Below are 26,898 nucleotides of genomic sequence, written 5' to 3' on the forward strand. Positions count from 1 at the left end.
ATGCTGAACTTCGTCGTTCGGCGGCTCCTTGCCATCCTGCCGGTTCTGCTAGCCGTCTCGCTGCTCACCTTCCTGATCGCCGCGCTGCTGCCGGGCGATCTCGCCTTGGTCATCCTCGGCGACCAGGCGACGCCGGAGAATGTCGCGGCGCTGCGGCGTGACATGGGGCTGGATCAGCCGCTGTGGTGGCGTTACCTGAGCTGGCTTGGCCACGTGTTGCAGGGCGATCTCGGCCGTTCGTTCCGGACCGGGCAGACGGTGTTGCAGGCAGTAGCCGAGCGCATCCCGGTCTCGCTGCAACTGATGCTGATGGCCGAATTCATCGGGCTCCTGATCGGCGTTCCCGTTGCGATCGCCTGTGCCGCGCGCGCCGGCGGCGCCTTCGACCGCTTCATGACCGGCAGCGCCTTCGCCATGCTGTCGATGCCTTCTTTTCTCACCGCGATCCTGCTGATCTATCTGTTCGCGGTCGAGCTGCACTGGCTGCCCGCGACCGGCTATGTGCCGTTCACCGAGGAGCCGCTGGCGAATTTGCGCTTCTTCGTGCTGCCGGCGCTGACGCTGGCGCTCGCGGAATGGCCGGGCATCATGCGGGTGCTGCGCTCCGACATGATCGCGACCTTGCAGGAGGATTATATCGCGCTAGCGAAAGCAAAAGGCCTCAAGCCATCCCGTATCCTGTTCGTGCATGCGCTCAAGCCTTCGTCGCTGACCCTGGTGACGGTGACAGGCATCAATATCGGCCGCCTGCTCGGCGGCACGCTGATCGTGGAATCGATCTTCGCGCTGCCCGGCATCGGCCGGCTGCTGGTCGGCGCGATCTACACCCGCGACCTCGTCATCCTCCAGGGCGTGGTGCTGCTGGTCGCCTGCGGCTTCGTCATCGTCAATTTCATCGTCGACATGCTCTACGCCGTGCTCGACCCGAGGATCCGCCATGGCCACGCTTGAGCTGTCAATTCAGGACGAGGCAGCGTCCGCGCCCGTTCGCGGCAGGCGCAAGCTCGGCTTCCTGTTCTGGCTCGCGAGCGGCTGGGTCGCGATCATTCTTGCGCTCGCAATCCTCGCGCCGGTGCTGCCGCTGCAGAACCCTATAGACATGGACATGCTGGAGCGCCGCGCCGCGTTCTCTGCGGAGCACTGGCTCGGCACCGACGGGCTCGGCCGCGACGAGCTCGCCCGCCTGATCTTTGGTGCGCGGGTGTCGCTAACGGTGGGGCTGATTGCGCCGATGATCGGCCTCATTGTCGGTGGTGCGCTCGGGCTGCTGGCCGGCTATTTCCGCGGCAGGTTCGAGACGCTGGTGGTCGGCAGCATGGACGTGCTGCTCGCCTTTCCGCCGCTGATCTTCGCGCTCGCCGTGACGGCCTATCTCGGCCAGTCCATTCCCAATCTCACCTTGATCCTTGGCGTGCTCGGCATTCCCGCCTTCATGCGGGTGGCGCGCGCGGCGACGCTGACCCTGGCGCGGCGCGAGTTCGTGATCGCCGCCGAGGCGTTAGGCGCCAGCCATGCGCGCATCCTGCTCCGCGAGCTGCTGCCGAACGTGATCCTGCCGCTGCTCGCCTTTTTCCTGCTCGGCGTCGCCGTCACCATCGTGGTCGAGGGCGCGCTGTCCTTCCTCGGTCTCGGCGTGCCGCCGCCGATGGCGAGCTGGGGCAGCATGATCGGCGAGGGGCGCGAGAGTCTCGATGTCGCGCCGCGACTCGCCTTCCTGCCGGCGGCGGCCCTGTTTGTGACAGTGCTGGCATTCAATCTCGTCGGCGATACCTTGCGGGCACTGACCGATCCGCGTCAGGGGGCGCTGTGAACGCGCCGCTGCTGACGATCGAGGACGTCGCGGTCGAGCTGCCGACCCCGCGCGGCAATTTGCGCGCGGTGGATCATGTCGATCTGTCGCTGGAGGCCGGCCGCACGCTCGGAATCGTCGGCGAGTCCGGCTGCGGCAAGACCATGCTGTCGCGCGCGGTGCTTCAGCTGCTGCCGAAGAAGGCGAAGCTGACGGGGCGCGTGATGTTCGATGGCCAGGACCTAGTGCGGCTCGCGCCTGAAAGACTGCGTCGCCTGCGCGGGCGCGATCTCGCGGTCGTGTTCCAGGACCCCATGACCTCGCTCAATCCGGTGCTGACCATCGGCACGCAATTGATTGAGACGATTCAGGAGCATCTCGAGCTGGACGCCCCGGCGGCGCGCAAGCGCAGCATCGAGCTGCTCGCGGCCGTCGGCATTCCCGCGCCGGAGCAGCGGCTTGCGCAATATCCGCACCAATGTTCCGGCGGCATGCGCCAGCGCATCGCCATCGCGATCGCATTGTCCTGCGAGCCGAAACTGCTGATCGCGGACGAGCCCACCACCGCCCTCGACGTCACCATCCAGGCGCAGATTCTCGATCTGCTGGCGCGCGAGCAGCGCCGCCGGCATATGGCCATGATCATCATCACCCATGATCTCGGTGTCGTCGCCGGCCGTGCCGACGAGGTCGCCGTGATGTATGCGGGCCGGGTGGTGGAGCGTGCGCCGACACAGGCCTTGTTCAAGCGCATGCACATGCCCTACACCGAGGCGCTGCTGGCCGCGATCCCGAAGCTGGAGACCGCGCCGCATACGCCGCTGCCTGCCATCTCCGGTCGCCCGCCCGATCCGACACGGCCGATGAAAGGCTGCTCCTTTGCGCCGCGCTGCCGCTATGTCGGGGAGCGCTGCCGTGAGATCAAGCCCGAGCTGAAGAGTGCCGAGATGCCCGGGCACCTCTATGCCTGCTTCCATCCGATCCGAATGACGGAAAGAATCGGCGCATGATGCAGCTTGCCGTGCGCCCCGAGCCGCTTCTGAATGTCGACAATCTCGTCGTCGAATATGGTCTCGGCAACAAGACGGTGCACGCCGTCTCCGGTGTCAGCCTCGAGGTCGCACGCGGCGAGACGCTGGGCTTGGTCGGCGAATCCGGCTGCGGCAAGTCGACGCTGGGACGCGCGGTGCTGCAGTTGCGCCGCGCCAAATCTGGTCGCGTGCTGTTCGACGGCGAGGACCTCACGGCCATGGAGGGCGAGGCGCTGCGCAGGATGCGCCGCCGCGCGCAGCTCATCTTCCAGGATCCGATCGCCTCCCTCAATCCGCGCCGTCGCATCGGCGACATCGTGGCCGAGCCGCTGATCATCTCCGGCGTCAAGGATGCCGCCGAGCGCAAGCGGCGGGTTCACGAAGTGCTCTCCGCGGTCGGGCTCGATCCTGATATGGTGGCGGGCCGCCTGCCGCACGAGTTCTCCGGCGGTCAGTGCCAGCGCATCTGCATCGCGCGAGCGCTGGTGCTCAACCCGGAGTTCATCGTCTGCGACGAGCCGGTCTCGGCGCTCGACGTTTCCATCCGCGCGCAGATCCTCAACCTGCTCGAGGAGATGAAGGCGCGCTTCGGTCTGACGCTGCTGTTCATCGCACACGACCTCGCGGTGGTCAAAGCGGTCAGCGATCGCGTCGCGGTGATGTATCTCGGCCGGCTCTGCGAGGTCGGGCCGTCAGAGCAATTGTTCGCAAGGCCGGCGCATCCCTACACCGGCCTGTTGCTGCAGGCGATCCCGGTGCCCGATCCGGACGTTCGTCCCGCCGAGAGCGTGGCGACCGGCGAGCCGCCATCACCGATTGCGCCGCCGTCCGGCTGCCGCTTCCGCACCCGCTGCCCGCGGGCCGATCAGCGATGCAGCGCGGAGATACCGGAGTTGCGCGAGATCGTACCCGGCCAGTTCGCCGCTTGCCATCATCCGCTGGCCTGAACTAAGACCGCTCCCGGGTTTGTCTCGTCTCGCCGGCCATGGCATGCTGCGCAGCGAACGAGAAGCATTCCGGGAGGACGCCAATGAAGAGTTTCAAGGTTGCCGATTTCAAGGCGCCGCTGCAGGAGGTAGACGAGGCGACGCCGCAGCCATCGGGCACGCAGGTGCTGATCAAGGTGAAGGCGGCCGGCGTTTGCCACAGCGATCTCCACATCTGGGAAGGCGGCTACGATCTCGGCCATGGCCGCAAGCCGTTGTCACTGAAGGACCGCGGCATCAACCTGCCGCTCACGATGGGCCACGAGACCGTCGGCGAAGTCCTTGCCTTCGGTCCCGACGTGAAGCCGACCGACCAGGGCGATCTGAAGGTCGGCGATGTCGGCCTGGTCTATCCCTGGATCGGATGCGGCAAATGCGCCACGTGCCTGGCCGGCGACGAGAACATGTGCCTGACGCCGCGCTCGCTCGGCGTCTATTGCGACGGAGGCTATGCAGACCACATGCTGGTGCCGCATCCGCGCTACCTGCTCAACCTCCGGGGGCTCGATCCCGCGACGACCGCGCCCTATGCCTGCTCGGGCGTCACCACCTACAGCGCGCTGAAGAAGGTCGAGCAGCATTTCGACACGCCGATCGTGATGTTCGGCGCCGGCGGCCTCGGCCTGATGGCGCTGTCGCTGCTGAAGGCCATGGGTGGCAAGGGCGCGATCATGGTCGATATCGACGCGAAGAAGCGTGAGGCCGCCGAGAAGGCCGGCGCGCTGGCGACCGTCGATCCCAAGGCGCCGGATGCGCTCGAGCAGCTCGCCAAGAAGGCGGGCGGTCCGATCCGCGCCGTGATCGATCTGGTCGGCAATGCCGCGACGACGCAGCTCGGCTTCGACTGCCTCACCAAGGGCGGCAAGCTCGTCATCGTCGGCCTGTTCGGCGGCGGTGCGACCTGGGCGCTGCCGCTGATTCCGATCAAGGCCGTGACGATCCAGGGCAGCTATGTCGGCAATCTGCGCGAGACGCAGGAATTGCTGGAGCTCGTGCGAACGAAGAAGGTGCCGCCGATCCCGGTGACGCGGCAACCGCTCGCCAAAGCCAATGACGCGCTGGTGCAGTTGCAGCAGGGCGCGGTGGTCGGGCGCACGGTGCTGACGCCGTAATTTCATCGTTGGTTTGTCGTCATGGCCGGGCTTGACCCGGCCATCCACGCCTGGCCACAGAGACAGCATCGAGACGTGGATGCCCGGGTCAAGCCCGGGCATGACGGTGGAGAGAGTAAAAATCCCATGTCCGCAAACAACGCCTTCCACATTGCCGTGCTCGCCGGTGACGGCATCGGTCCCGAGGTCATGGCGCCGGCGCTCGAGGTGCTGCGCAAGGTCGGCGAGAAGTCCGGCCTGCGCTTCCGTTTCACCGAGGCGCCGGCCGGCGCCAACCATTATCTCGCGACCGGCAAATCGATGCCTGACTCGACTATCAGGCTGTGCGAGGAGGCGGATGCGATTCTGCTCGGGGCCTGCGGGCTGCCGTCGGTGCGCTACCCTGACAACACCGAAATCGCGCCGCAGATCGAGCTGCGCTTCATCTTCGATCTCTATGCCGGCGTGCGTCCGGCGCGGCTCATTCCGGGCGTGCCGAGCCCGATCGTCGGCGCCGACCAGCGCGGCATCGATCTCGTCGTCATCCGGGAATCGACCGAAGGCCTGTTCGCCTCGATGGGCAAGGGCGTCGTCACCCATGAGGACGCCCGCGAGACCATGGTGATCACCCGCAAGACGTCCGAGCGCCTGTTCGAGTTCTCGTTTCGCCTGGCCGAACGGCGCAGGGCGCGCGGCAAGCCGGGAATGCTCACCTGCGTCGACAAGGCGAATGTGTTCAAGGCGTTTGCCTTCTTCCGCGGCATCTTCGACGAGATCGCCAGGAAGCATCCAGAGGTAAAGACCGACCGCCTCTATGTCGATGCCTGCTCGGCGATGCTGGTGAAGCGTCCCTGGGATTTCGACGTGATGGTGATGGAGAACATGTTCGGCGACATCGTCTCCGACATCACCGCCAGCCTGATCGGCGGCCTCGGCATGGCGCCCTCGGCCGACATCGGCGACAAGTACGCGGTGTTCCAGCCGTGCCACGGCACCGCGCCCGACATCATGGGGCAGGGCAAGGCCAATCCGACCGGCATGATCCTGTCTGCGGCGATGATGCTGGACTGGCTCGCCGACAAGCACGGCGTGGAGAGCGCGGCCGAGGCGGGCGAGACCATCGAGCGCGCGGTGGACCAGGTCTATGCCGGCGGCATCAAGCCGATGGAGTTCGGCGGCAGCAACGGCACGGCGGATATTACGAAGGCGTTGCTCGCGGCCCTGTAATCAAAGGAAAGGGGCCCGAGGGCCCCTTTGTCGTTCACCAGCGGCGCCAGTGATGGTGATGACGCCAGCCCCACGGACGCGGGCCGTAGAAGCGCGGGCCGCCGTAATAGCCGTAGGCGCGATAATAGTTCGGGCGCCACCAGCAGCGGCCCCAGGGGTTACACACCCACCGCACCTGATCGACGTCAGCGGCCGGTCCGCTTGCAATCTTGTCGGCCTGTGGGATGCCGTTCGGCATTGCCGCGAGGGCCGGTCCCGACGCGAAGGCCACACCGCCGACGGCAGCCAGACCAAGAACAGCAAATCTCAGTGTCATCGTAATCTCCCTTGTTGGTGGCGGGAGAACTTTCGCGACATCAAGTGGTTGCGGCTGTGTTGAGTTGCACGAGGAATTTAATCTACCTGAACGCGGGTTCAGCTTCAGCGACCCCGGAACTTCGGTTTGCGCTTCTCCATGAAGGCCTGCCGACCCTCGCGGAAATCCTCCGAGTCCATGCAGGCGTTGCCGATCGCCTTGATCGCCTCCATGTCACGCGCGCTTTCGTCCTTCAGCACCTGCGCAATGGTGATCTTGGCGGCCTTGATCGCGAGCGGGGCGTTTTGCGCGATCGACTCGGCGATCGCCATGGTCTCGCCCCAGAGCTCGTCGACCGGGAACAGGCGCTCGACAAGACCGATGCGCAGCGCCTCGGCGGAATCGATCCGCATGCCCGTGTACATCAGAAGCCGCGCCCAGGCCGGGCCGACCAGCGACACCAGATGCCGCAAGCCGTCATAGCCGTAGGCGATGCCGAGCCTGGCCGCGGGAATGCCGAACTGGCTGTCGTGCGAGGCGAGGCGGATGTCGGCGAGCATCGCGACCTGCATGCCGCCGCCGAGGCAATAGCCGTCGATGCAGGCGATGGTCGGCTTGGGATAGTCGGCGAGCAGCGCGCGCTGGGCGGCGCTGCGTCTGGCGTACTCCTCCGACGCCGCTGCATTGTGCCTGACTTTCTCGAACTGGCTGATGTCGGCGCCCGAGACGAACGCCTTGCCCCCGGCGCCGCGCAGGATCACGACGCGCACCTTCTCGTCGTCGCGCAGGCTGGTCAGTGCCTCGCCAAATCCCTCCCACATCTCCAGCGACATCGCGTTGCGCTTGTCGGGATTGTTGAAGGTGATCACGCCGACGCCGCTGGCTGTGTGCTTGAGGATCTTGCCGTCGGCGTAAGGTGTTTCGGTCGTGCTGGAAATGTCGGGCATCGCGCGCTCGCTTGTCGGTGGCCGAGCGCAATGTGCGGCGCCGCCGCCGCCGCGGTCAACCGGCGCAGGGGAGGAGAGCTTGCATCCGCCTGTGCTGCGATTGCATGGCGCGCCATGTTCGACGAATGGCGGCAAACCGCCAAAGGGCGGCCAGGCCGCTCCGAAACAGACCGCGCGCGTGCGCGCGGGCGCGAGACATATCTCGTCGGATCTCGTTCAATCCAGCCGCGCCCCCGTGACGCGGCGGATTGAACGTCGGCCGTAAAGGCCAGACCGCCGATCTCAGGCTTCGTTCGCTGCGATCGATTCCATCAGCGAGACGAGCTGACGCTGTACCGTCTGGTCCTTGATCTTGCTGTAGGCGCGCAGCAGGCGGAGGCTGAAGGCGGAGTCGAGGAAGAGCAGGCTCTCGACTTCGCGGGCCTTGTTGTCGCCGTCGTAGAAGAAGGTCACGGGCACATCGAGGGCGGTGGCGATCTGCTGAAGCCGAGCCGCGCCGACGCGATTGACGCCCTTCTCGTATTTCTGAACCTGCTGGAAGCTGACACCCAGCTTCTCGCCGAGCTCGGCCTGCGAGATCTTCATCTCGACGCGCCGCAGACGGATCCGCTTGCCAAGCTCAATGTCCGGCTTGCCGGCACTGCGCTGCTTCATTCTTTTTGCCGCTGCTTTCATCTCTGTTCTCACCTTTGTTCTTCGGTTGAAAATCCCCCGAAGAGCTGGGTCAGGGGTTCGCCCATATACGAGTCCTTGAATTCATGCGGGTGCACGAACTCTTCCTTAAACCACGGGAAGCGAGCCGGATTGAAAGCCTCGATCAGCCAGTCAATCATGTGCCGCACGCGCGGAATACGGCCGCTACCGGGATGGTAGGACAGCCAGATATCGAGCGGTCGGTTCAGCTCGACCTCCAGTGGAATCAACTTCCCGCCAAGCGCAATGGCATAGCTCGGGAATACGCCTATGCCGGCGCCGTTCGCGACCGCCCAGTAGTTGGCGCTCGAGACATTGGTCTTCATGACCAGAAGGTCACGTTCCGGAACGCCAGGGAAAAAGCTTTCGAAGGATTCCTTGGCGGCGAGCTGGTCGGCGAATTGCAGGACCAGGCGATGCTTGATCAATTCCGCCGCCGAACGCGGCGCGCCATGCTTTGCGATGTATTTCTCGGAGGCCCAGAACATCAGATGCATGCGGCCGAGTCGCACCAGCTTGACGTCGAGCGCCGAGGGACGCGACAGATGGATGGCGACGTCGGCCTCATGGCGCGAGACGTCGGCCGAGCGCATCGCGCAATGCAGGTCCACCAGGATCTTCGGATAGGCCTGCTGGAATTCGACCAGGCGCGGGGCCAGCCAGAACGTGCCGAGCCCTTCGGTGACGGCAACACGGACTTCGCCGGACAAGGCGTTGGCCATCGAATCGCTGGCGCGCAGCACGTCGAACGTGGCCGCCTCCATGCGCTCGACGGCGGAGACCACCAGGGCGCCCTCGTCGGTCAGATGGGTGCCGTGGACGTCGCGGGTGAACAGGGTGGTGCCGGTCTGGCGTTCGAAATCGTCGATCCGCCGGCGCACGGCGTTGATCGACAGCGACAAGCGCTCGGCCGCCGAGCGGAAACTTCCGCATCGGACGACCTCCAGGAATATGCGGGCCGCATCCCAATCCGAGAGGCCGCTGAGGTTTGTTTTTGGGCGTTCCGCCAGCGGAACGCCCCTTGCCGCCAAGGAGTGCATACAATTTCCTTCAGATAGCTAAAGTGGCAGAATCTGACGCAAACCACAACCACGGCGGGTTGGGGAATGACGAGTTTTGAACGTCATCCTTATCAACTTGTGGGCGGTATTGGAGTGCTGTCTTCGGTTGGGATCGGGCAGGCTTTCGCCCGGCTGGGGGGTGTGGCGTGAGTTCCGTTGCGAGCCGTGAAATGGCTGCGGGATTGCCGGCGCTGTCCGCGATGGAAATTCTCGTGGGAAGGCAGATGCCATCTCCCGCGATGGATCGATCGCACCGCGCAAGGCGTTTGCTCCCGGACCAGTTCGGTGATGACCAATGGTGCTGCAGGGCGGTTGCGACCGGAACCGCGGTCCCACGGCAGAAACACAGTGAAATCAGGTTCGGAGGCGCAGTAGCCTCGTGCTATCTTTGGTCTCTCATGCGGGCCAAAGGGGGCGCCACAGACACGCCTCGCAGGCCGAGTTAACGGAAAGAACGCAAGTGTCGCATTCAGACGAACAGTTGCAGTCAGTGCTGGAAAGGCTCGAGGAGTGCCGCAGGGCTCTCCATGAGTGCAACAGCCGTGAGTCGGCCGAGATGCTGTCCATTGTCATCCTCGACGTGCGGATGAAACTGAAAGGAATTGACAGTGCCGATCTCAAGGCGCTGTGCGACGAAATGCTGCGGAACGCCATGAGCGAGCCGCCGACCCCTTCCAAGCAGACGCAGGACCAGCCCCGGCGTCCGCTGCTCCGCGTGGTGAAGTAGCCGCGCCGCCGAATCTCGCTTTTTGGCGAGGTTTGTGCGCGTCCCGATGCCGCATCTGTGATCACGGACGGCATCGGGAGGAGCCTTGGTTTTCGTGCGCCTCTGTTGCGCATTCTCCGGCATCCGCTACACCAGAGCCGGTGCTCCGGGCTGCGCGCATCCCCGCGTGCCGCGCCGGCACCAGAGATGGCTCCGACTGCGTCATGCAAAATGTTTCGATCCCGGCGGCGATGATTGCCGGCCTCGTCAGCTTCCTCTCGCCTTGCGTCCTGCCTCTGGTTCCGCCCTATCTGGTTTACCTGACGGGCGCCACGATCGAGCATGTCGAGAGCGACGAGCCGGTCGCAACCTCCAAGCGCGCGATCATGATGTCGGCGCTTCTGTTCGTGCTCGGCTTTTCCACGGTGTTCGTGGCGCTCGGCGCCAGCGCTTCGCTGGTCGGCGGGCTGATCCGTGCCTGGTCGGCAGAGCTGTCGATTCTCGCCGGCATCGTCATCATCATCATGGGCCTGCACTTCCTCGGCCTGACGCGCATCGGCCTCTTGATGCGCGAGGGACGGCTGCCGATCCCCAAACCGGTCGGCCTCTGGGGTGCCTATATCATGGGCCTTGCTTTCGCCTTCGGCTGGACGCCCTGCATCGGGCCGATCCTCGCCGCGATCCTCTCGATCGCCGCGGCGGAAGCCACGGTGACCAAGGGCGCCGGTCTGCTCGCGGTCTATTCTTTGGGGCTAGGTATTCCCTTCCTGCTCGCCGCGCTGATGATCGAGCAGTTCTCAGCGCTGTTCGCGCGCATGAAGGGCCACCTCGTCAATGTCGAGCGCGCCATGGGCGTCTTGATGGTGATCACCGGCATCGGCTTTCTCACCGGCGCGGTCTCGAATGTGAGCATCTGGCTGCTCGAGACGTTTCCGGCGCTGCAGACGATCGGTTAGATCGCGCTTCGGAGAACCGCGCAGCGGTTCTCCGAAAGGCCGTGATCGAACAATAATCCAGTGGCGAGACCGGCGCACTGAACGCACCGGTCTCGATATGCGCGGCCGGCTCAGGGCTTGAACACATAGCCCGGCGTGATCGCCGCCGTCTCCGGGATGGGCGGCAGGTCGGCGAACAGCTCGGGACGATCCTTCATGACCTTGAGAATGTGCTTCGGCTCGATATGCGCATTGACGTCGAAGGTCGATTTCAGGATGCCGAGCCGGGAGAGCCGGTCCTCGGCGCTCCACAGCGCGCGGTAATTGTTCGCCGACAGCCGGCGGTCGGCCTGCTGGATGTTGAACTGCATCGCCGCCTCGGCGACTTCCTGCTTGAGTCCCGGAATCCAGCGTGTGGCGACTTGCGCCGCCTGTTTCGGGTTCTTGCGCATCCATTGGTCGGCCTCGGAGACCGCTGCGAGGAATTTCTCGATGGTCTCGCCATTGGCCTGCACCCAGGGGCGAAGCGCGACGTTGAAGCCGATATAGGAGATCACGTCGCCGCCGCGGATGATCTCGACCGCACCCGGCACATCCTTGCCGGCGACGATCGGCCAGGGGTCCCAGCCCGAGAATGCATCGATGCCCTTGGCGAGCAGGGCGACGGTCATGTCCGGCGGCGGCGTGTTGACCAGCGTCACGTCGTCGGGCTTCAGCCCGGCCTTCTCGAGCGTCGCCAGGATGTAGAGATGGTTGATCGTGCCGAAGGACGCCGCGATCTTCTTGCCCTTCAGCGTCGACAGGTCGCCCTTGACGATGCCTGAGCCTTCGCGCGCGATGATCGCCATGGTCGCGTCGGAGCCGGCCTTGGTGGCGTTGCCGCTGTAATTGCCGAGCGCGACGAGGTCCATGCCGCGCAGCACGGCGCCGATCATGGGCACGCCGACCTGCACGATCTCGCTCTCGCCGGCCTGCAATGCGTTCAGCGCGTCGACGCCGGTGGCGTAGGGGCGCGCGATCGTGACGTCGAGCCCGCGCTTCTCGAAGAAGCCGCGCTCGAGCGCGATCGGCAGGCCGATCTGGTCGATGCCGGTGACCATGCCGGCCTTCAGTTTCGTCAGGTTCTGGGCGCTCGCCGGCACCATGCCGGCTAGAAGCGCGATCGCAAGCAGCAAGAGTCGTTTCATATCCTCAGCCTCCCTCTTTTATCGGCCCCACCGCCGTGACCCAGTAAGGTCGGGCCACGGCGTTGAGGTCCGTTCTTTTGACACCGCGCAGTTCGATCGAATGCTCGTCCGTGCCCGAGACGCGTCCGTATTGCTGGAACGCGAGCACGTGGAAGCGCTCCGGCATGAACGGCAGCTCGATCTGCACGTTGACCTTTTCCGACGTGCCGGTGAGCTCCGGCGAAATCTTTCCCGGCGCCGCGATCGTCAGCCAGAGCTGAAACAGCGCCCATGCGGCGATCGCGCCGAGAACGATGCGGCCCTTGGGCGAGCGCAAGACCTCGGAGGCGATGCTCATGCTGCGCGCACCATCTGCAGCACGCGCGCCGAGAGCTGCTTGAAGCGGTCGTCCTTGACGAGGTCGTCCCAGACCCGGGGCCGCGGCAGGTCGACCGCGATCTGGTCGAGCACGCGTCCCTTCGACAGCACGACGACGCGGTTGGCGAGAAACACCGCTTCCGCCACGTCGTGGGTGATGAAGATCACCGTCGGCTTCCGCTCCTGCCAGATGCGGGTCAATTCCTCCTGGAGCGTCATGCGCGTCTGCGCGTCGACGCTGGCGAACGGCTCGTCCATCAGCAGGACGTCGGGATTGTTGGCGAGTGCGCGTACCACGCCTACGCGCTGCTGCATGCCGCCGGAGAGCTCGTTGGGATAGCGGTGCGCGGCGTGCGAGAGCCCGGCAAGCGCGAGATATTCGCGCGCGATGCGGTCGCACTCGGCCTTCGGCACGCCGCGCATCTTCGGGCCGAAGCCGACATTGTCGAGCACCGTCTTCCAGGGAAACAGTGCGAAGGACTGGAACACGACGCCGCGCTCGGGGCCGGGCCCGTGCACCGGCTTGCCGTCGAGCAGGATGTCGCCCTTCGAATAGGGGATGAAGCCGGCGATCATGTTCAGGATCGTCGTCTTGCCGCAGCCGGAGGGGCCGACCACCGAGATGAACTCGCCGGGCTCGACGTCGAGCGAGACGTCGTGGACGGCGGTGACATGCGCGCCCGCATAGGGATCGAAATAGGTCTTGCCGAGATTGCGCAGCGAGAGCGTCTTCATGATGTCACCAATCCCCAACGCTGGCCGGTCGCGCGCTCGATCGGCGCGAGGATCCAGGCGTCCACGATGTACCAGAGCAATCCGAGAATGATCATGCCGAGCAGGATCTCGACGGTCGAGCCGGCGCGGCGGGCATCGAACATCATGAAGCCGATGCCCGAGGTGCCGACGATCATCTCGACCGCGATCAGCGCGCGCCAGCCGTAGCCGAGCCCGTTGCGCAGGCCCGTGATGATGTTGGGCAGCGCGCCCGGCAGCGTCACCTCCCAAAGCACACGCGCGCGCGAGGCGCCGAGGCTCAAGGCGGCGCGCGCGAGGTCCCGCGGCACGGATTCGACGCCGAGCACGGTGTTGAGCACGACCGGGAACAGCACGGTGTAGACGATGACGAAAGTCATCGTCGTCAATCCGAAGCCGAACCAGATCAAGAGAATCGGCAGCCAGGCGATGTCGCCAATGGCCTGGAAGAACAGCAGCACCGGCCAGCAGATTCGGTGCGCCCAGCGGCTTGTACCGATCAGGATGCCCAAGGGAATGCCGAGCGCCATGCCGACGGCGGCGCCGGTCGCGAGCCGGATCAGGCTGTCCTGAAGATAATCCGGTAGGATGCCCTTGTAGGTGAGCGTGAAGAACGCGCGCGTCACGTCACCCGGTCCCGGAAAGAACGCGCGAGGAAACAATCCGGACTCGCTGACCGCCGCCCACAGCGCCAGCACCGGGATGAAGGGAATGATGGCGGAGATGCCCGGCCAGCGTTGGGTCAGGCGGGTATAGCCGGCCCAGATTTGCAGCATCAGATTCATGCGCGCCTCACCATGCCCCAGCGCTCGATGGTCGCGCGTTCCAGCGGGACCAGCAGCAGACGGTCGATCAGAAGCCAGAGCACGCCGATCACGATCATGCCGAACACGATCACCTCGGTGCGGTAGAAGTCGCGCGCGACGAACAGCATGTAGCCGAGCCCGACATTGGTCGCGATCATCTCGGCGGCGATCAACCCGCGCCAGGCGAAGCCAAGGCCCGTCCGAATGCCGGTGACGATGTTGGGGAGCGCGCCCGGCAGCAGCACTTCGGTCAGCAGCGCCCAGCGGCCGGCGCCGAGCGAGGCGGCAGCATTGCGCAGCGTGTGTGGAATAGTCCTGACGCCGAGCAGGGTGTTGTAGGCGACGACGAAGAACACGGCGTTGAAGATCACGAAGACGATGGCGCCAAAACCGTAGCCGAACCACAGCGTCGCGATCGGAATCCAGGCAATGCCGGCGAGCACCGAGAAGAAGCGGAACAGCGGCGTCAGGAAGGCCGCGACCGTCGGGCTGACGCCCATGGCGATGCCGAGCGGCACGGCGGTGGCGATCCCGATCAGTGTACCCAGGCCGACACGCAAGAGGCTCGCGCCGACATGGGCGAACAACGTGCCGTCGCGGATCGAGTCCAGCGCGGCCGCGCCGACCGCAGCGACCGGGGGAAACACGCGCGGATTGACGTTGAACAGCGGGACGACGATCGCCCATATCGCGACCAGCGCAAGCAGCGGCGCGACGAACATCGCAGCGCCCGCCAGCGAATTGACGCTGCGGATCAGCCGCGACGATCGACCCTTCAGACTGCCCGTCACCTGCATTTGACCTCCCTGACGCTCAGCTATGCCTGTGCCGGCATTTCACGCTGATCATTCCCGACATCGTAACCACGTCTCGCGCAATCGCATATCTCCGTCGGTGGCGCCTCTCGCGATCCCGGGCGGAGCTAGGATCTGTGCCGAGCCCTTCGTGTCACGGTCCATGGCGTTTTCTCGTGTTCCTGAGGTTCGTTTTCTTGGGCGAGCGCACGGCCGATCCGACCGTTTTACGGGTCGCCGCGGCGATGGCCGTCTTCCGGTTCGAAAGCTTCAATCGGGTGTAGCCCAGCAGGCGTTCCATCGCGGCGCGCGCCTTCTCCGGGCTGCCGCTCTCGATGGCTCGCGCCGCCGCCACGTGGTTCGGCAGATTATCCCTGAACCAGCCGCCGGTGCTGACGACGGCGACGGTGAAGACGGTACTCAGGATGGTATCGATCGCGCCGCGAAAGCCCTGGAGGACCGGGTTGTGGGTCGCGTCCAGGATGGCGAGATGGAATGCCTTGTCAGCGGCGAGGGCACTGGCCTGGTCCTTTGCAGTCTGCATCGCGGCCAAGGCCGTGTCGATCCGCCAGCGGTCGTTCCTGGTGGCGCGTTCGGCGGCGAGAGCTGCGGCTGCAGGTTCGATGATCGAGCGCACCTCCTGGATCGCCAGCAGAAGGTCGCGATCCGGTTCGTCCTGGCCGACGAGCCAGCTCAGCACGTCGCGGTCGAGCAGGCTCCATTCGTGGCGCGGCAGCACGTGCGTGCCGTGGCGCGGCCGCACGCTGACGAGGCCTTTCGCGGCAAGCGTCTTGATGGCCTCGCGCACCACGCCGCGCCCGACGCCGAATCGGGTTTCGAGTTCAGGCTCTGGCGGCAGGGTCGTTCCGACGGGAATGAGATCCTGGGCGATCTCGCGGCCGAGCGTCGTCAGCACGGCGCGAATGCGGCCGGGCTTGATCAGTTTGTCGACGGGGCTCGGGCGCGCTCCTGCCACTCGTACGTTTCTCCCGTCCGGCCTGTCGCGGCCGGTTCATTTGTCGTTGGCTGCCACGCACGGCAGCTTCACAATCATCCGATGTTTAACATCGGATGATTGGGGGCGGGCAAGCGCAATTGTCGCAGCGTGACTGTGCTGCGCTGCGATATGCGCTTGGGGACGCCTGCATCACGGCGACTAGTCCAGCGTGCATATCACCGTGCAGACCACGCCGCGCGGCAGGAAGTCGACGGTTGCCTCACCATCGAGCTGGTCGCGCGCGCTGCGCTCGATCAGGCGCGAGCCGAAGCCGCGTTGTATCGGCGCCGTCACCGGCGGCCCGCCGGTTTCGGTCCAGATCAGCCGCAGTCGCGGTTTCGGCACATCAGCGACGACCTCCCAGTCCAGCGTCACTCGGCCGGTCTCGTTGGACAGCGCGCCGTATTTCGCGGCGTTGGTGGCGATCTCGTGCACGATCATCGACAGCACCACGGCGAGCCGCGGCGACAGCGGTACGACCGGGCCGGCCATGCGGATGCGGTCGGAATTGCTCAGCAGGAACGGCTGGAGCACGCGGACGATCACGTCCCTTAGCTCCGAGCCCGCCCATTTCTCCTGGCTCAGGAGATTGTGCGCTTCGGCCAGCGCGCCGAGCCGGCCCTCGAACTTGGTCCGCTCGTCCCGGCTGGCGCTGCGGAAGGTCTGCACCGCGATCGCCTGCATCAGGGCGAGCGTGTTCTTGACGCGATGGTTGAGCTCCTCGATCAGGAGATTGTGCAGCATCTCTCCGCGCGCGATCGTGGTCGCCATCCGCACCGCGAAGGTGAGGCCGACCAGCAGCAGGATGCCGCCGATCAGGCTTGTGATCGCGATGTCGCGCCAGAGCGGCGCGATCAGCGAGCTTTCGGTGACGCCGGCCACGACCGTCCAGCCGGTCAGCTGCGATCTGGTGAAGGCGGAGGACAGCGCGACGCCGTCGAGCGAGACGGTCGAAAGCGCGGCCTCCGGCGTCCGGGACATCGCATCGTAGAGTGCGCCGGAAGCCTGCTTGCCGAACGTCTCGGCAGGGTTGGGTGTGCGCGCGAACACGCGAGCCTTGGTGTCCAGCAGCGACACCGTCCATTGATCGTTCGGCCGCTGCTGTTCGACCAATCTCTGGAATATCGCGACCGGCGGGCTGAAGGAGAGTGCATAGGCGACCTCGCCATTGCGCAGTACGGGAACTTCCACGGTCACGATCAGCCGTTTCTTCGTCGAACCGAGGAACAGGTCGGAATATTGCGGCGCCTTGCTTGCAAATACGCGCTCGACGATCTCGCGATTGTTGCGCGGGGGCAAGTCCGCTGTTTGCGTCGTGGCCGTCGAAAACAGCTGATGGCCGGATCTGTCGGCCAACAGCAGGACGCTGTCGATGCCATACTGGCTCGTGAACTCGGCAGCCAGCCGACGGAAGCCCTCGAAATCGCCGCCCTGCAAGGAATTGCTGAGCGCGAGCACCTGCAAGCCGCCCGTCATCCGCTGTACCTCGGAGTCGAGCACGAGGCGCATGCTTCGCACCGTCTCCAGCACCCGGCGCGTTGCCTCGCTGCGATCCTGGCGATAGTTGGAATAGGCAAGGCCGACCGCAAAGACGATCAGCGGCAACATCGTTCCCGCGACTAGGAGGGCGAGCCGGACCGGCAGGGTGAGCTTTGACAAGCGTGGGCGTCCCGGTTCCAGCGCAGCGGCGCCGGACTATGGTTTTGCGCAGACCATACGGTCGCGAGTTGCGCTGCGCCACGATTTTCGCGACCGCCTCGCGATGGCCGGACGCAAGCCGCCCTTCGAATTGCCACGCGCCAGCAGGAGCGCAAGTTGCAGTGCAACAGGTCGTGAAGGAGTAGCCCCGCGACGAAGAGCACCGCCAGCCCAAGCGAAATGACTTCCGTCGCGCTGCGGTTTTTCATAGGCTCGCCTCTCGCAAGCCGCATTGCGGCTGCGCTCACGGCCCGGCGACAGGGCTGGAGCATCAAAGGGAGGGGAGACGATGAAGCGAAGGTCATTTCTCGCTGGTATCGGTGCAACCACTGCGGCGGCCACGCTTGGCATGCCGTCGATCCTCAGGGCGCAATCTCCGATCACGCTGAACGGCGCGGTCCAGTTCAATGACGACCATGCCTTCAACCGGGCGCTGATCCGGTTCGAGGAGCTGGTGAAGAAGAACTACGGAAAGCCGGTCAACTTCACCCTGCACAAGAACTCCTCGCTCGGGCTCGAGAAGCAGTATTTCGAGTACATGTCGCAGGGCAAGGCGGTCGATTACGGCATCGTCTCGCCGGCTCACATGTCGACCTTCGCCAAGGCGGCCCCGTTCATCGATGCGCCTTTCGTGTTCAAGGGCATCGAGCACATGAACAAGGTCGTCGAAGCCAACATCCTGGCGCCGATTGCCGACGAGGTCGCGGCCAAGGCCGAGGTCGTTCTGATCGGTTATGCCGGCGGGGGTATCCGCAACATCTTCGCCAACAAGCCGCTCAAGAATCTCGCCGATCTCAAGGGGCTCAAGGTCCGCGTGCAGGGGGCGCCGATCTGGTCGAAGACGTTTGCGGCCGTCGGCATGAGCCCGACCGTGATCGCCTATAACGAGATCTACAACGCGATTCAGAACGGGGTGATATCGGCCGGCGAGAACGAGGCGGCCGGTGTCGAGGCGATGAAGTTCTACGAAGTGGCCCCGCATCTCAACCTGACCCAGCACGCCGTGTCGATCCGGCCGATCTGCTTCTCGGTGAAGACGCTGAAGACCTTGCCGAAGGATCTGCAGGACGCGATCATGAAGGCCGGCAAGGAGGCCGGCGACTACGGCCGCCAGCTGGAGTCGAGCGAAGAGGTCGTCAAGCTCGACACGCTCGAAAAGGCCGGCAAGCTCAAGCGCGTTCCGTTCGAAGAGCGGGACGCCATGAAGAAGCTCGCCGACCCCGTGATGGCCACCTACGCCAAGGAGATTGGCGCGGAAGGCATCTTCGAGAAGATCAACGTCGTCTGAGGTCGCTCTGTCCGCCGGCGATCGTCCGGGCAGGCCCCGCTTCCTGCCCGGACCTGGCGGATGAGCGCCGTACGGAGCCCCAATGTCCGACATGCCCGTCCCGTCCACACCGTCGCTGTGGCGTCGCGTCACCGCGGCCTATGCGAAATTGCTGGAATTCCTGCTGGCCGCCTGCGTCGGCATCCTCGTTATTCCGGTCACGCTGCAGATCATCTCACGCTACACGCCCTTCATTCCGTCCTACATCTGGACGGAGGAAATGGCGCGCTTCCTGTTCATCTGGACGATCATGATCGGGGCCATGGTCGGTGTGAGGGAAGCGCAGCATTTCGAGGTGGACGTGTGGCCCGACCTGTCGCGGCGGTCGGAGGCCGCGGTGCGGATTCTCGCACGGCTCGGCGTGCTGGCGCTGGCCTTCGTGTTTGTCTGGGCCGGGATTGAATTCACACGCTTCGCCTGGAACAGAACGTCGGAATTGGCCGATCTGCCGCTCTGGCTGATCCACGTCGCCTGGCCCGTGGCCGGACTGACGTGGATCGTCTTTGCCGGTGAACAGATCATCAATGAAATGCGCGTTCTGGTCGGGGCACAGAGATGAGCGGCACGGTACTTTCTGCCGGACAGGCCGCGATGGTGCTGTTCGGGGGCTTCATCGGCCTGCTCATCGTGCGCGTGCCGGTCGCCTTCGCGCTCGGCCTTGCCTGCGTGCCGATTCTGCTGATCGAGCCGCGCCTGTCGCCGATGATGCTCGCCCAGGAGACCTTCAATGCGTACAATTCATTCATCCTGCTCGCGGTGCCGTTCTTCCTGCTGACGGCGAACCTGATGAGCATCGGTGGCATCACCGATCGTCTCGTGGCGCTGTCGCGCTCGATGGTCGGGCACTGGCCGGGATCCCTGGCGCAGATCAACGTCGTGCTGTCGGTGTTCTTTGCCGGCATCTCGGGCTCCTCCACCGCCGATGCGGCGAGCCAATCCAAGATCTTCATCGATGCGCAGAACAAGGAGGGCTACGACCTTTCGTTCTCCATCGCCATCACCGCGGTGTCGGCGGTGCTTGCAGTCATCATTCCGCCGTCGATCCTGATGATCGTGTGGGGTGGGCTGATCTCGACCTCGATTGCGGCGATGTATCTGGCCGGCATCGTGCCGGGCCTGCTGATCGCGGGCGCGCAGATGGTGACGGTGCACATCTATGCCGTGCGCCGGGGCTACCCCACCTATCCGAAATCGACCTGGGTCGAGATGGGATCCGCCATCTGGCGGTCGATACCGGCGCTGATGACGCCGTTCATCGTCGTAGGCGGCATTCTGCTCGGCTGGTTCACCGCGACCGAGTCCGCCTGCGTCGCGGTGCTCTATTCCGTCGCGCTCTCGACGTTCTTCTACCGCGAGACGGGTCCACGCGAGTTGTACAAGGCCTTGCTCGACACCGGCCGCCTTGCCGGCGTGGCGCTGTTTTGTGTCGGCACTGCGAGCGCGTTCGGCTGGCTGCTCGCCTACTACAAGATCCCGCAAGAGCTGCTGGCCAACGTCTCGACATGGGGCATGGGCGCCGTTGCGGCGGGCTTCTTCATCTCCTTCTGTTTTCTGGTCGTGGGCTGCTTCCTCGACGCCATCCCGGCGATCATCATCGTCGGGACCGTGCTGGAGCCGCTCGCCAAGTCCGTGGATCTCCATCCGGTCCAGTTCGCGATCATTTCCATCGTATCGCTGGCCTTCGGGCTGGTGACGCCACCCTATGGTCTATGTCTGATGATCGCCTGCTCGATCGCCGGCGTGCGGCTGCGCTATGCCCTGAAGGACACGGTGATCATGCTGATCCCGATGCTGCTCGTGCTGGCCGCTGTCATCGTTTGGCCCAGCGTGTCACTGTTCCTGCCGCGTCTGATCGTGCCGGAGATGCTGAAATGAGCGCCGGCAAATGAGCTTCTGAGAGTGCGATCCCGCGGCGGACGGCCGCGGGATCGATTCCACCGGTTACAGATTGCTCTCGGTGATGGCCGCGTAGACCACGCTGCGCAGTTCGCGGCGGATCGGATAGGCGCTCGACGGCAGCACCTGCGTCATGAAAATCGTGATCAGCTCCTCGGCCGGATCGATCCAGAACGAGGTCGTGGCCGCGCCGCCCCAATTGTACTCGCCTGGGCTGCCGGCGATCAGCGTCTCGGCCGGGCGCATGGTGACGGCGAAGCCGAGGCCGAAGCCGATGCCGTTATAGGTGGCTTCCGAGAACAGCGAGCGCGACACCTCCGGCAGCGCGCGTCCGCCCGGGATGTGGTTCATCGTCATCAGCGCCAGCGTCTTCGGCCCGATCAGCCTGACACCACCGAGCTCACCACCATTGAGCAGGGCGCGGCAGAAGGTGAGATAGTCGGCGACCGTCGAGCACAGCCCGCCGCCGCCGGAGATGAAGGAGGGCGGTGACAGGAACGAGCTCGTCGTCGGATCGTCCTGCAGCGTGAGGCCCTCGCGACGCTGGCCGGCGTGGAAGGTCATGCCGCCGCCGGGGTCCGCCGAGTAGCAGGCGGCGAAGCGATGCGCCTTCGAGGCCGGCACGTGGAAACCGGTGTCGGTCATGCCGAGCGGATCGAGAATCCGCTGCTTGAGAAACTGCTCGAAAGGCATCCCCGAGATCTTCCCGACGAGGTAGCCGATCACGTCGGTTGAGACGGAGTAGTTCCAGGCCTCGCCCGGCGAGAATTCCAGTGGGATCTTTGCGAGGCCCTCGATCATGGTCTGGAGCGTGCCTGATTTCTCGACCTCGCCGATCTTCTCACTGCGATAGGCGGCATCGACATTGGAGCGCTGCTGGAAACCGTAGGTCAGGCCGGAGGTGTGGCGCAGGAGGTCGACGATCAGCATCGGCCGGGACGGCGGCCGGGTCAGGAAGGCCGGGTAGGTGCCGGCGACGAATACGCCGAGATCCTTCCATTCCGGAATGTACTTGGCGACGGGCTCGTCGATCGCGACGAGGCCTTCCTCGACCAGCATCATGAAGGCGACGCTGGTGAGCGGCTTGGTCATGGAATAGATGCGGTAGATGGTGTCGTCCTTCACCGGCACCTTGCGCTCGACATCGGCAAAGCCCTGCACCGAGCTGTGAGCGATCTTGCCGCGGCGGTAGACGAGAAGCTGGGTCCCCGGGAAACGGCCGGCATCGATGTACCGGTTCTTCAGATGCGCGTCGACGCGGTCAAGCGCGGCCTTGGACATGCCGACGGATTCGGGCGAGGCGGGGGTGGGGGCGAGCATCAGTTCCTCCGGGACGTTTTGTCGGAAAGTTGATACCGAAATGGCGGCCCCATTCCAAGTCGGTTGCGCTTAACGCGGTCGGGCCGACTGGTGTAGGCTCGGCCTCGGAACGCCTCCAGGGAGCCCGCCCGGGCCAACGAGAAAAACGCGAGGGCAACGCATCATGACCCAGTTCAACGAGACCGAACTCACCGAAGCCGTCGTCAAGAGCTTCGACCAGACGCCTGATACGCGGGCAAAATTCCTGCTGCAGGAATTGGTGAAGTCGCTGCACGATTACGTGAGCAAGACCGGCCTGACCTTCGAGGAATGGGAATACGCCATCGATTTCCTGACCCGGACGGGGCAGAAATGCACCGACACGCGCCAGGAGTTCATCCTGTTGTCCGACGTGCTGGGCGTCTCCATGCTGGTCGACGCGGTCAACCACCGCGACCGCGAGGGCGCCACACAGACCACGGTGCTCGGCCCGTTCTATGTCGGCGAGCACAAGGTGACCGCGCACGGCACCGACATCTCGCCGCACAATCTCACCGGCGAGAAGATGTTCGTGCAGAGCCGCGTGACCGATCTCAAGGGCAAGCCGCTCGCGAACGTTCCCGTGGACGTCTGGCATGCCGACGATGACGGCTTCTACGATTCCCAGAAGCCGAACTATGATGAGATCGGCGCCTCGGCGCGGGCGCGCTTCATCACGGATAGCGACGGGCGCTTCTTCTTCCGGACGATTTTGCCTTGCAGCTACCCGATCCCGACCGACGGCCCGGTCGGCGAGATGATCGTGCAGACCAATCGCCACCCGATGCGCCCCGCGCATGTGCATTTCCTGGTCAATGCGAAGGGTTATGAGCCGTTGATCACCCACGTCTTCATCGGTGGCGACAAATATCTGGACTCGGACGTGGTGTTCGGCGTCAAGGACGATCTCATCGCCAAAGTCGAGCCGCGCAACGACCTCGACATGCCCGACGGCACCAAGGCGAACGGGCAATGGCACCTGATGAGCTACGAATTCCACCTCAAGCCGGGCGGCGGCATGGCGCCGAAGCCGCTGGGGACGAAAGCGGCAGAGCCGGCGTGAGGGGGCGGCGCTGAGGCGTACATCACCGTGCGACGGTCAGGGCGTGTGTACGACGCCCGCAGTGCTTCCGATAGCAGCGCAATAGTGCGCCTCGATATCCGAGTTGGGCCAGAAGCGACCCTCGTACCTAGGGCAGGCCTACCGGCAGTTTCTGTTCTGCAACTACCCGCACGGGTGGAAAAACGACGCAGTCCGTAGCGTCAAACAACACCGAGATACTTCGGTTGAACGAGCCGGCGAAGGCGATGGCGTCATGGCGCCTTCCATCAATGATGCGGGTGCCAAGCGTACAATGAGGTGTCCATTGTCCCGGCCGATAATGGAGCCGGCAATAGGCTGGATCGATAGCTGCGCTGACCGAAGCGTGCCACCTCCTGAGGGCTGAATCGTCCACAGGCTCCATCCAAAGAACAAGGGGCGGTCCTACAAACCATCGAACGCGCCTAAACTCGATGCGGAGTTGCACTTCGCTCGCCGCTGCGCGCAGCATTGCTTGCCGTGCGGTCTCCTCCTCAATTGCAGGCGAGTCATAGATCGCGAACGTAAAATGTGGCCGGTAGCCGAGAGTGCGCATCGAGGGCTCGTCCTCGAATGCCGCAACCTGATCCCATAGCTGTTCGACCTCGCTAGAGGAGTCGCCATCGGCTCGTACGTTGATCGCTATCGCCATCGATCGCTCTGACTGTAGGAGTTCTTACGACTTTAGCTGCGCGTCTGAGGTCTGCAATGGGTCATCAGCGCTATGATTCTGACCGGCCTTCGTATGTCCGTTTGCCTGCCAGAAGCTGATGTCTACGTCTCCATCGACAGCGCTCCTATCGCGCGTGCAGCAGCGCCAGCAGCACGATGACCGCGCAGGCGAGCGCCGCCGACGTCACCTTCCAGAACATCAGCGGGTTGCGCTCCAAGAGGGGTGTGATCCGCGTGTCGAGATAGGCCGGGTTGGGCGTGCGAAGCTCGTGGACGAATTCGGACAGGTCCTCGTGCCGCTTGTAGGGATCGGGATGGAGCGCGCGCCTGAGCGCGCCATCGACCCAGGCCGGCACATTGCGGTCCTCGTCCGCCGGGCGATACCGGAGCCTGCGCACGTCCGCCTTGCGCCGGATCCTGGCAACCTGTGTGCCATAAGGCAGCTTTCCCGTCAGCATCTGGTAACAGATCACGGCGAGTGAGAACATGTCGGAGCGCGGTGAGCCGCCCTGTCCAAGAAAATATTCCGGTGCCGTATACTGGACCGTTCCCAGGATTTCGTCGACCTCCTCGCGAGGCGCGGCCTCCGCGACGCCGGCCACCCTGACCGATCCGAAGTCGATGATCTTGGCGGTGCCGGTCTTGTCGATCAGGATGTTGTCGGGCCTGAGGTCCTGATGCAGCATCTCCATGCGGTGGAAGGCGCGCAGGCCCGCGGCGATCTGCTCGACAAGCCCGCGGACGGTTTCGAGATCGGGGCGCGGATTGTCGATCATCCACTGCTTCAGGGTCTGCCCCTCGACGAATTCGGTCGCGACGTAGAGATAGCTGCGCCGCCTCGACTGCAACAGCGGCTTCAGCACGTGCGGGCTGTCGATGCGGCGCGCGATCCACTCCTCCATCAGAAAGCGCTTCAAGTACGCGGCATTGTCGCGTAGGTCGACCGACGGCAGCTTGAGTGCCACCGGTTCCCCGGTCTCCACATCGACGGCAAGATAGATGTGGCTGCGGCTGCTGCCGTGAATCTCGCGAACGATCCGGTAGCCGTCGAACATCGCGCGCGGTTCCGGCAGCGTAGGCACCGGCAATTGTGCGGTCTGATTGAAGATGCCGGCCGGCTCGCGCTGCGGCACCGCATCGATGCGCAGGATCTGGACGGTGATGTTGTCGTCGCTGCCGCGCCGGTAGGCTTCCCCGACGATGGCCTTCGCGGCCGCGTCGAGATCGCCCGCATGCTCGTTCAGCGCGCTCGTGACGAAGCGTGCGTCGACGAATTCGTAAGCGCCGTCGGTCGCCAGCAGAAAGGTGTCGCCGGCCTCGACCTCGAACGCCTGATAGTCGATCTCGAGCTGCGGATTGATGCCGAGCGCGCGGCCGAGATAGGTCTGCTCCGACGACACGATGATGCGGTGATCGTCGGTCAGCTGCTCGAGCGTCTTGCCGGCGACGCGGTAGACGCGGCAGTCGCCGACATGGAAGATGTGCGCGGTGGTCGCCTTGATGACCATGGCGCTGAGGGTGCAGACATAGCCTTTGTCGCGGTCATAGGCATATTGGCTCTTGCGCGTCTGCGTATGCAGCCAGGAATTGGTCGCGTCCAGCACGCGGCGGGCGGAGGTCTTCACCGTCCAGGATTCCGACGTGCAGTAATAGTCCATCAGGAAGCTCTTGACCGCCGACTCGCTGGCGATCTGGCTCACCGTGCTGGAAGAGATGCCGTCGGCGAGGACGGCCGCGATGCCCTTCAGGCTGAGCAGCGGCTCTTCCGGAATCAGGACGCCGTGAAAGTCCTGGTTGATGGGCTTGCGACCCTTGTCGGAATGCTGGCCGACCGAGATCTGGAGTCCGCGGGTCATCGTCATCACCGGCAAAGGGGAGCTTCACCGTGCTCGGGCGAGGCTCCCCTGTCGAGACGGATTCGATCAGGCCGCAACGCGGGGCTTCGCAGCCTTGCCGGCCTGGCGCTTCGGCAGGGTCATGACATGCGTGGCATAGAGGGTCATGCCGGTGAAGGCGAGGCCGCCGACGAGGTTGCCGAGCACGGTCGGGATCTCGTTCCAGATCAGATAGTCCATGATCGAGAACTTGGCGTGCAGCATCAGGCCCGACGGGAACAGGAACATGTTCACGACGGAATGCTCGAACACCATGTAGAAGAACACCAGGATCGGCATCCACATCGCGATGACCTTGCCGGGGACCGAGGTCGAGATCATGGCGCCGACGACGCCGGTCGAGACCATCCAGTTGCAGAGCATGCCGCGCATGAACAGAGTCGCCATGCCTGCCGCGCCGTGCGCGGCATAGCCCAGCGTGCGCCCTTCGCCGATGTTGCCGATGGCGGCGCCGACCTTGTCGGGCCCCTGGGTGAAGCCGAACGTCGTGACGAAAGCCATCATGAAGGCCACCGTAAAGGCGCCGGCGAAGTTGCCGACGAACACGAGCCCCCAATTGCGCAGCACGCCGCCGATGGTGACGCCCGGGCGCTTGTCGATCAAGGCGAGCGGGGAGAGCACGAAGACGCCGGTGAGGAGATCGAAGCCAAGCAGATAGAGCATGACGAAGCCGACCGGAAACAGCAGTGCGCCGATCAGCGGCTGGCCCGTGTTGACGTTGATCGTCACGGCGAACCAGGCCGCCAGCGCCAGGATAGCGCCCGCCATATAGGCTCGGATGATGGTATCCCGGGTGGACATGAAGATCTTGGACTCGCCCGTATCCACCATCTTGGTGACGAATTCCGAAGGCGCGAGATACGACATCAATGGTTCCTTTTGCTTCGTAAGTGAGATCGACACGCTCCGGAGAGCGCGGCTGAACGTCATCGGCGGGGCTGGCCTGCCGCGCACGAGGGCTATGGAAAATCTGGAAGCTTCGGGAATCGCGTCACGAGGACTTTGAGCCGGGAGGGCCGCGAAGCAGGTGAGCTTCCGGGATGCTGCCGCCAGAGGCTGCATCAATGCGGCGAGCCGCAGTCTTCGTTGACGGCGAAAGAAATGCAAATTGCGTGCCGGCGCGGCACACCAGAAACATCAAGCAATTTCAATGCGATACCGCTCTGCTCAATCTGATTCTGACGCCGCGCCGGCCTTTTACTTAAGCTTTTGCACAAGCTTTGTGCGCCGCACAAGGCTTGTGCAGGTCGCAAATTTCGGATGCGGAACTGGCGTGCGACAGTTTGGCTCGGTCGGCATAAGGCACTGATTTATAACTGACTTTGACAGCGTTGAG

General features: G+C 64.5%; 27 protein-coding genes. 12 read left to right on the forward strand and 15 right to left on the reverse strand.

The features are described from left to right. The 6 genes from ACSHT2_RS29920 to ACSHT2_RS29945 all read left to right on the forward strand — a co-directional run bounded on the left by ACSHT2_RS29920 (position 1) and on the right by ACSHT2_RS29945 (position 6,124). Positions 1-951, forward strand: a complete 951-nt coding sequence (locus ACSHT2_RS29920; RefSeq protein WP_440638383.1) for an ABC transporter permease — start codon at positions 1-3, stop codon at positions 949-951. After that, positions 938-1,810, forward strand: a complete 873-nt coding sequence (locus ACSHT2_RS29925) for an ABC transporter permease (RefSeq protein WP_440638384.1) — start codon at positions 938-940, stop codon at positions 1,808-1,810. Before ACSHT2_RS29920 ends, ACSHT2_RS29925 begins: the two co-directional genes overlap by 14 nt. Continuing rightward, on the forward strand, positions 1,807-2,799 hold the full coding sequence (locus ACSHT2_RS29930; RefSeq protein WP_440638385.1) for an ABC transporter ATP-binding protein: 993 nt from the start codon (positions 1,807-1,809) through the stop codon (positions 2,797-2,799). Before ACSHT2_RS29925 ends, ACSHT2_RS29930 begins: the two co-directional genes overlap by 4 nt. Further along, a complete protein-coding gene (locus ACSHT2_RS29935; protein ID WP_440638386.1) occupies positions 2,796-3,767 on the forward strand; it encodes an ABC transporter ATP-binding protein in 972 nt (323 codons plus the stop codon). The genes ACSHT2_RS29930 and ACSHT2_RS29935 overlap by 4 nt, the downstream gene beginning before the upstream one ends. Before the next feature lie 83 nt (positions 3,768-3,850). Next, positions 3,851-4,918: an alcohol dehydrogenase gene (locus ACSHT2_RS29940; protein ID WP_271530020.1), complete on the forward strand. Its 1,068-nt coding sequence runs from the start codon at positions 3,851-3,853 to the stop codon at positions 4,916-4,918. A 126-nt stretch (positions 4,919-5,044) separates the two neighbouring features. Then, positions 5,045-6,124, forward strand: coding sequence for an isocitrate/isopropylmalate dehydrogenase family protein (locus tag ACSHT2_RS29945; RefSeq protein ID WP_440638387.1), 1,080 nt, complete (start codon positions 5,045-5,047; stop codon positions 6,122-6,124). A 34-nt stretch (positions 6,125-6,158) separates the two neighbouring features. Here ACSHT2_RS29945 and ACSHT2_RS29950 read toward each other — a convergent pair whose 3' ends face one another. The 4 genes from ACSHT2_RS29950 to ACSHT2_RS29965 all read right to left on the reverse strand — a co-directional run bounded on the left by ACSHT2_RS29950 (position 6,159) and on the right by ACSHT2_RS29965 (position 9,099). Continuing rightward, positions 6,159-6,440, reverse strand: coding sequence for a hypothetical protein (locus ACSHT2_RS29950; protein ID WP_440638388.1), 282 nt, complete (start codon positions 6,438-6,440; stop codon positions 6,159-6,161). A gap of 104 nt (positions 6,441-6,544) precedes the next feature. Further along, positions 6,545-7,366, reverse strand: coding sequence for an enoyl-CoA hydratase (locus ACSHT2_RS29955; RefSeq protein WP_440638389.1), 822 nt, complete (start codon positions 7,364-7,366; stop codon positions 6,545-6,547). A 282-nt stretch (positions 7,367-7,648) separates the two neighbouring features. Further along, complete coding sequence (locus ACSHT2_RS29960; RefSeq protein ID WP_014497036.1) at positions 7,649-8,020, reverse strand: helix-turn-helix domain-containing protein; 372 nt, start codon at positions 8,018-8,020, stop codon at positions 7,649-7,651. Between the two features lie 29 nt (positions 8,021-8,049). Continuing rightward, entirely contained in the window at positions 8,050-9,099 is a 1,050-nt protein-coding gene (locus ACSHT2_RS29965) for a LysR family transcriptional regulator (protein WP_271530016.1), read from the reverse strand. Positions 9,100-9,580: 481 nt separating this feature from the next. Between ACSHT2_RS29965 and ACSHT2_RS29970 the strand changes: the two genes are divergently transcribed. Next, complete coding sequence (locus ACSHT2_RS29970) at positions 9,581-9,847, forward strand: hypothetical protein (protein WP_440638390.1); 267 nt, start codon at positions 9,581-9,583, stop codon at positions 9,845-9,847. Between the two features lie 203 nt (positions 9,848-10,050). Next, positions 10,051-10,782 (forward strand): cytochrome c biogenesis CcdA family protein, encoded by a 732-nt coding sequence (locus ACSHT2_RS29975; protein WP_124159513.1) that lies wholly within the window; start codon positions 10,051-10,053, stop codon positions 10,780-10,782. Positions 10,783-10,892: 110 nt separating this feature from the next. Here the strand turns inward: ACSHT2_RS29975 and ACSHT2_RS29980 are convergent, their stop codons facing one another. The 7 genes from ACSHT2_RS29980 to ACSHT2_RS30010 all read right to left on the reverse strand — a co-directional run bounded on the left by ACSHT2_RS29980 (position 10,893) and on the right by ACSHT2_RS30010 (position 17,263). Further along, entirely contained in the window at positions 10,893-11,948 is a 1,056-nt protein-coding gene (locus tag ACSHT2_RS29980) for an ABC transporter substrate-binding protein (RefSeq protein ID WP_440638391.1), read from the reverse strand. Between the two features lie 4 nt (positions 11,949-11,952). Further along, positions 11,953-12,285, reverse strand: coding sequence for a hypothetical protein (locus ACSHT2_RS29985; RefSeq protein WP_440638392.1), 333 nt, complete (start codon positions 12,283-12,285; stop codon positions 11,953-11,955). Then, entirely contained in the window at positions 12,282-13,040 is a 759-nt protein-coding gene (locus ACSHT2_RS29990) for an ABC transporter ATP-binding protein (protein ID WP_440638393.1), read from the reverse strand. Before ACSHT2_RS29990 ends, ACSHT2_RS29985 begins: the two co-directional genes overlap by 4 nt. Further along, complete coding sequence (locus tag ACSHT2_RS29995) at positions 13,037-13,843, reverse strand: ABC transporter permease (protein ID WP_440638394.1); 807 nt, start codon at positions 13,841-13,843, stop codon at positions 13,037-13,039. Before ACSHT2_RS29995 ends, ACSHT2_RS29990 begins: the two co-directional genes overlap by 4 nt. Then, positions 13,840-14,661: an ABC transporter permease gene (locus tag ACSHT2_RS30000; RefSeq protein ID WP_440638395.1), complete on the reverse strand. Its 822-nt coding sequence runs from the start codon at positions 14,659-14,661 to the stop codon at positions 13,840-13,842. The genes ACSHT2_RS29995 and ACSHT2_RS30000 overlap by 4 nt, the downstream gene beginning before the upstream one ends. 151 nt (positions 14,662-14,812) lie before the next feature. Further along, positions 14,813-15,634, reverse strand: a complete 822-nt coding sequence (locus ACSHT2_RS30005; RefSeq protein WP_440638396.1) for a FadR/GntR family transcriptional regulator — start codon at positions 15,632-15,634, stop codon at positions 14,813-14,815. A 180-nt stretch (positions 15,635-15,814) separates the two neighbouring features. Next, positions 15,815-17,263, reverse strand: a complete 1,449-nt coding sequence (locus ACSHT2_RS30010) for a sensor histidine kinase (RefSeq protein WP_440642962.1) — start codon at positions 17,261-17,263, stop codon at positions 15,815-15,817. 379 nt (positions 17,264-17,642) lie between these two features. Between ACSHT2_RS30010 and ACSHT2_RS30015 the strand changes: the two genes are divergently transcribed. The 3 genes from ACSHT2_RS30015 to ACSHT2_RS30025 all read left to right on the forward strand — a co-directional run bounded on the left by ACSHT2_RS30015 (position 17,643) and on the right by ACSHT2_RS30025 (position 20,555). Continuing rightward, positions 17,643-18,641 (forward strand): TRAP transporter substrate-binding protein, encoded by a 999-nt coding sequence (locus tag ACSHT2_RS30015; RefSeq protein WP_440638397.1) that lies wholly within the window; start codon positions 17,643-17,645, stop codon positions 18,639-18,641. Positions 18,642-18,723: 82 nt separating this feature from the next. Then, positions 18,724-19,239 (forward strand): TRAP transporter small permease, encoded by a 516-nt coding sequence (locus tag ACSHT2_RS30020; protein WP_440638398.1) that lies wholly within the window; start codon positions 18,724-18,726, stop codon positions 19,237-19,239. Continuing rightward, a complete protein-coding gene (locus ACSHT2_RS30025) occupies positions 19,236-20,555 on the forward strand; it encodes a TRAP transporter large permease (protein WP_440638399.1) in 1,320 nt (439 codons plus the stop codon). Before ACSHT2_RS30020 ends, ACSHT2_RS30025 begins: the two co-directional genes overlap by 4 nt. Positions 20,556-20,621: 66 nt before the next feature. On the opposite strand, the gene ACSHT2_RS30030 is transcribed toward ACSHT2_RS30025, so the two are convergent. Further along, a complete protein-coding gene (locus ACSHT2_RS30030) occupies positions 20,622-21,896 on the reverse strand; it encodes a serine hydrolase domain-containing protein (RefSeq protein ID WP_440638400.1) in 1,275 nt (424 codons plus the stop codon). Positions 21,897-22,059: 163 nt separating this feature from the next. On the opposite strand from ACSHT2_RS30030, the gene ACSHT2_RS30035 reads away from it, so the two are divergent. Next, on the forward strand, positions 22,060-22,977 hold the full coding sequence (locus ACSHT2_RS30035; protein ID WP_440638401.1) for an intradiol ring-cleavage dioxygenase: 918 nt from the start codon (positions 22,060-22,062) through the stop codon (positions 22,975-22,977). Between the two features lie 127 nt (positions 22,978-23,104). On the opposite strand, the gene ACSHT2_RS30040 is transcribed toward ACSHT2_RS30035, so the two are convergent. The 3 genes from ACSHT2_RS30040 to ACSHT2_RS30050 form a co-directional block, all read right to left on the reverse strand. After that, positions 23,105-23,647, reverse strand: a complete 543-nt coding sequence (locus ACSHT2_RS30040; protein ID WP_440638402.1) for a 2'-5' RNA ligase family protein — start codon at positions 23,645-23,647, stop codon at positions 23,105-23,107. 145 nt (positions 23,648-23,792) lie between these two features. After that, entirely contained in the window at positions 23,793-25,529 is a 1,737-nt protein-coding gene (locus ACSHT2_RS30045) for a protein kinase domain-containing protein (protein WP_440638403.1), read from the reverse strand. A 60-nt stretch (positions 25,530-25,589) separates the two neighbouring features. Next, the gene (locus ACSHT2_RS30050; protein WP_440638404.1) at positions 25,590-26,429 is read right to left on the reverse strand and encodes a formate/nitrite transporter family protein; all 840 of its coding nucleotides are present in this window, start codon (positions 26,427-26,429) and stop codon (positions 25,590-25,592) included. Positions 26,430-26,898: the final 469 nt, after the last annotated feature.

The organism is Bradyrhizobium sp. PUT101, assembly GCF_052043945.1.
Taxonomy (GTDB): Bacteria; Pseudomonadota; Alphaproteobacteria; order Rhizobiales; family Xanthobacteraceae; genus Bradyrhizobium.